This window comes from Streptomyces sp. SID3212, assembly GCF_009865405.1.
In the GTDB taxonomy this organism is placed as follows: Bacteria; Actinomycetota; Actinomycetes; order Streptomycetales; family Streptomycetaceae; genus Streptomyces.
In genome coordinates, this window is the sequence record NZ_WWJY01001110.1 from 1 (window position 1) to 4,873 (window position 4,873).

Genomic DNA, 4,873 nt, shown 5'->3' on the forward strand with positions numbered 1-4,873 from the left:
CCGTCCTGCTCTTCCTTCTTGACGCGAAGCGCTTCCGCGGTGCGGACGAACTTCGAGGGAAGCGCCTGGAAGAGGGAGGCAGCCTGGGACTGCTTGCCCTTCATGGCACCTGCCAGCTTGGAGAGCAGAACCTCGCGGGACTCGAGGTCCGCAAGCTTCTTGAACTCGTCCGCGGACAGTGCCTTGCCGTCAAGGACACCGCCCTTGATGACGAGATTCGGGTTGTCCTTGGCGAAGTCACGAAGACCCTTCGCCGACTCCACCGGGTCACCGGTGACGAAGGCAACCGCCGTCGGACCCGCGAACAGGTCGTCCAGCGTGTTGATCCCGGCCTCGTTGGCCGCGATCTTGGTCAGCGTGTTCTTCACCACGGAGTACTGGGCGTTCCCACCGAGAGAACGGCGCAGCTCCTTGAGCTGCGCCACGGTGAGACCCCGGTACTCGGTCAGCACAGCGGCGTTCGAACTGCGGAACTTGTCCGTCAGCTCGGCCACCGCGGCAGCCTTGTCGGGCCTTGCCATGAGCGTCGGCCTCCTTCCGGGTGATGAGGACCGCTCTCGGAAGGGGCTGAACGAACGAAACGCCCCGGCGCGGGTGCACGGGGCGCGACCCCGGCCGCACGGCGGGGGCCGCGTGCCGAAGCTCTCCAACGTGACCTGCGCAGGCCGTCCGCAGTTAGCGGATCCTTCGGCCGCCGGACTCGGTGACGAGCGCACGGCGGCAACCAGCGGTCTTTGGCTTCGGCACGACAGTAGGGAAACCGGTCGTAACCGGCAAATCCGCTCCGGTGGGGGTTTCGGTGCCGTTCGCACGCCACAACAGGCCCTCGTACGGTACGAGTTGGCGGACGCCGCCGCGTCGGTGAGAGGCCCCGCCCGCCGGCCGGCGCCCGCCACGATCACCCGATCGAGACTCCTGTTCGACCCGCGACCGACCGGACCGGGCTGCGCGTCATGAGACGGTCGAATCCTGGGGAATCCCGTCCGGCGGCGGAGGTTCGCGGCTACGCTCGACACCTGACCAGCGCACTGTTCGAAGAGGGGAGCGTGGATGGTGCCCGGGGCCGAGCGGCCGGTCGTTCTTCCTTTGCTCGAACGTGAATCGGAGCTGGCTTCGGCGACGCGGGCCGTGGACGCGTTGTGCGGGACCGCTCCCGCCGGCGGTCTGCTCGTCTACCGGGGCGCCGCCGGGCTCGGGAAGACCGCGTTGCTCAACGAGGTACGGCGGTTCGCGGCGGGGCGGTGTGCCGTGTGGTCCGCGCGTGGCGGCGAGACGGTCACGTCCGTTCCCTTCCACGGTGTACGGCAACTCCTGCAACCCGCCCTCATGGCCGGTGAGTCCGGGGGCGCGACGGCGGGGGAGACCCTCGACGCGCGTGAACTGCTCGGCGACCGGTACGAGATCGTCGGTCCCGCCCTCGGGATAACCCCGCCCGGCACCCAGCACGCCGACCCGCAGGGTGTCAGGGACGGACTCGACGTCCTGGTCGACCGGCTCGCCGAGGTGCACGGACCGCTCCTGCTCGTCATCGACGACGCGCACTGGGCCGATCTGGAGACCCTCGCGTGGCTCGCGTCCTTCGCGGGGCGGCCGCCCGGCGGACCGCCCGTCCTCGTGGTGGTCGCGTACCGCACCGAAGAGGCCGTCGGCGAGACCGCGCGGCACCTCCAGACGCTCGGGACCGCCGCCCGGCTGCGTGTCTCCCTGCGCGCGCTCACCCCCGACGCCACCGCCGAGCTGACCCGCGCCACCCTGGGCGAGGACGCCGACGACCCGTTCTGCCGTGAGGTGTGGGCCGTCACCGGCGGCAACGCGTACGAAACCGTCGAACTGCTCGCCAAGGTCCAGGACAGCGGACTGGCCCCCGCCGAGGAGTCGGCGAGCGCCCTGCGCGCCCTCGGTGCCTCCGCGCGCGGCAAGGGCCTCGTCGCCCGGCTGGAGGAACTGGGCGCGAACACCACCAAGTTCGCCTGGGCGGCGGCCGTCCTCGGTACGGACATCTCCCTCGACCTGGCCATCTCCCTGTCGGGCCTCGGGTGGGACGAGGCCGCCGAATGCGCCGAACGGCTGCGCGTGGCCCGGATCCTGGAGGGCACCGACCCGCTGGAGTTCGTCCACCCGCTCATCGCGGGAGCCGTCTACCGCGCCATCCCGCCGGCCATGAGGACCGCGTTGCACGGCCGCGCCGCCTGGGCCGTCTCCCGCAGCGGCCGGGGAGCCGCCGCCGCCGCGCCGCACCTCCTCGAAGTCCACCCGGACAACGACGCGGAGCTGGTGGGCCAGTTGCGCGAAGCCGCCGCCGAGAACCTCGCCGTCGGCGCACCCGACGCCGCGCGGCGCTGCCTCGAACGCGCCCTGTTGGAACCGCCGTTGCCCGCCGTCCGGGCACGGGTGCTGTACGAACTGGGCTGTGCCACCCTGCTCACCTCCCCGGCCACCACCGTCGGCCATCTGCGCGCCGCTCTCGACAGCCCCGACCTCGACCCCGCACTCCGCGTCGACGTGGTGTTCCGGCTGGCGCAGGCCCTCACGCACAACAACCAGACCGGCGAGGCCGCGCAGGTCGTAGCCGAGGAGGTCGCCCGCGCCGAGCCGGGCCGGGACCGGCTGCGGTTGCAGGCCGCGCACTTCCTCTGGGAGGGCGTACGGGCCGTGGAGGACAACGGCCCCGCCCGCTCCGGGCGGCTGAGCGAGGTGGCCCGTACGCTCACCGGCCGCGACAACACCGAACGTGTTCTGCTGATGCTGCGGGCCTTCGACGGTACGGCCCGGGGCGAGAGCGCCGAGGAGATCGTCCAGATCGGTGAACGGGCCCTGCTGGACGGGCGGTTGGCGCCCGGCGTCGGCTGGGCCGACCCCGCGTGGGGCTTCGAGGCCCCGGCCCTGCTCGGCCTGTCGTACGCGTTCGCCGACCGGCTCGACCAGGCGGAGAGCCTGTTCACGGAAGCGCTGCGGGCCTTCGAGATCTCCGGCTGGAGCGGCGGCCACCTCGCCTTCGCCCACGCGCTCGTCGGGTACGTGCACCGCAGGCGCGGCCGGCTCGACGAGGCCGAGACGTACCTGCGCGAGAGCCTGCGGCTCGCCGACCGCGTCGGCGACGGCCTCCCGATGCACTGGGACGCGGCCTGCATGCTCATCGACACCCTCCTCGCGCGGGGCCACGTCGAGGCGGCCCACGAGGCGGCGGAGCGCCACGCGTTCGCCCCGCCGTACTCGTCCTCGATCGTCATCCCCGACGCCCAGTCCGTCCGGGGCCGGCTGCTCCTCGCCCAGGGTCGGCACGACGAAGCCGTCGCCGAACTCGAAGCGGCGGGGCGGGCGTTGACGGCCCGGGGCCGGCACAACATCGTCATGGCGCCCTGGGCGTGCGACCTCGCGCGGGCGCTCGCGCACACGGACCCGGTCCGCGCGGCGGAGCTGGCCAGGTACGCCCGCGACCGCGCCGAACGCTTCGGTACGGACACCGCCATCGGTGTCGCCCTGAGCTGCGAGGCCTCGTTGAAGGAGGGCCCGGAGGCGGTGAGCCTCCTCGCGCACGCCGTGGAGCATCTCGACGCCTCGCCCTGCGCGTACGAACGGGCCGTCGCCCGCGTCGAGTACGGGATCGCCGCCCGCCTCCCCGTCGAACTCGGCCGCGGTCTGGAACTCGCGAGGCGCTGCGGTGCCGACGGACTGGTGGCGCGGGCGGAGCAGGCCATGGCGGGCATCCGCTGAGCCGACGGGCTGATCTCATCTCGCTGACTCACACGCCGACTTCTCGGGCCGACCTCATGTGGGCCGATCCCGGCCGGGGCGGGCCCGCCCCGGCCGGTAGGCTCGGTGCGGAGACCGTGGAAGCGCAGAGCAGGAGATCAGCGACGTTGTCCGAGAAGCCGGGCCCCACCGAACCCGCCCCCCTGCGGGCCGACTGCGGCAACTGCTTCGGGCTGTGCTGCGTCGCCCTGACCTTCTCGGTCTCCGCGGACTTCCCCGTCGAGAAGAAGGCCGGGGACCCCTGCCACCACCTCCGCGACGACTCCCGCTGCGGCATCCACGACCGCCTGCGGACCCAGGGCTACCAGGGCTGCACGGTGTACGACTGTTTCGGCGCCGGACAGCGGGTCTCCCAGGTCACCTTCGAGGGCCGGGACTGGCGGCAGTCACCCGGGACCGCCGGCCGGATGTTCGCCGCGCTGCCCGTGATGCGCCAGCTCCACGAACTCCTCTGGTACCTGACCGAAGCCCTCACGCTCGCGCCCGCCAGATCCGTGCACGCCGAGATCCGCTCCCTTCTGGCCGCGACCGAACGCCTGGCCGGGAGCGACCCCGACACGCTGCTGGAGATCGACGTCGCCGCGCACCGGGCGCGGGTCAATCCCCTGCTGCTGCGGACGAGTGAGCTGGTACGGGCCCAGGTCCGCGGCAAGAGGAAGAACCGCAGGGGAGCCGACCTGTTCGGGGCGAAACTCAAGGGCGCCGATCTGCGCGGGGCCGACCTGAGGGGCGCGTACCTGATCGCCGCCGACCTGCGCGGCGCCGACCTGCGGCTCGCCGATCTGATCGGCGCGGACCTGCGGGACACCGATCTGCGCGGCGCCGATCTGACCGGCGGCATCTTCCTCACCCAGAGCCAGGTGAACGCCGCGAAGGGCGACTCCGGCACCGCGATCCCGCCGACGCTGGTGCGCCCCGCGCACTGGTAGCGCACCGGCGGCGTGCTCCGGATGCCTGATTCGGTGACGGGCTTCAGGGGCGGGCTTCAGCAGCGGCGCGGCCTGCGCCGGGCCGCGCGGACGCCGAAGAGGGCGAGCGCCGCGAGGACCGCCGCGCCGATGACCAGCATCGGCATGAGGTACGAGGACCCGCCGGACCCGCCCGACCCGGCGGCGGCAGC

At 72.8% G+C, this 4,873-nt stretch carries 3 protein-coding genes; 2 read left to right on the forward strand and 1 reads right to left on the reverse strand.

Annotated features, from left to right (window positions below; genetic code table 11):
- A partial coding sequence (gene rplJ / locus GT042_RS33010; protein WP_161309615.1) for a 50S ribosomal protein L10 occupies positions 1–521 on the reverse strand: 521 nt, incomplete at its 3' end.
- A gap of 529 nt (positions 522–1,050) precedes the next feature.
- Between rplJ and GT042_RS33015 the strand changes: the two genes are divergently transcribed.
- Positions 1,051–3,714 (forward strand): AAA family ATPase, encoded by a 2,664-nt coding sequence (locus GT042_RS33015; protein ID WP_161312366.1) that lies wholly within the window; start codon positions 1,051–1,053, stop codon positions 3,712–3,714.
- A 146-nt stretch (positions 3,715–3,860) separates the two neighbouring features.
- Positions 3,861–4,682, forward strand: coding sequence for a pentapeptide repeat-containing protein (locus GT042_RS33020; protein WP_161312367.1), 822 nt, complete (start codon positions 3,861–3,863; stop codon positions 4,680–4,682).
- Positions 4,683–4,873: the final 191 nt, after the last annotated feature.

Excerpts from the sequence above, each read along its gene's own strand:
- GT042_RS33015 (WP_161312366.1), top strand. The coding sequence starts at position 1,051 with ATGGTGCCCGGGGCCGAGCGGCCGGTCGTTCTTCCTTTGCTCGAACGT.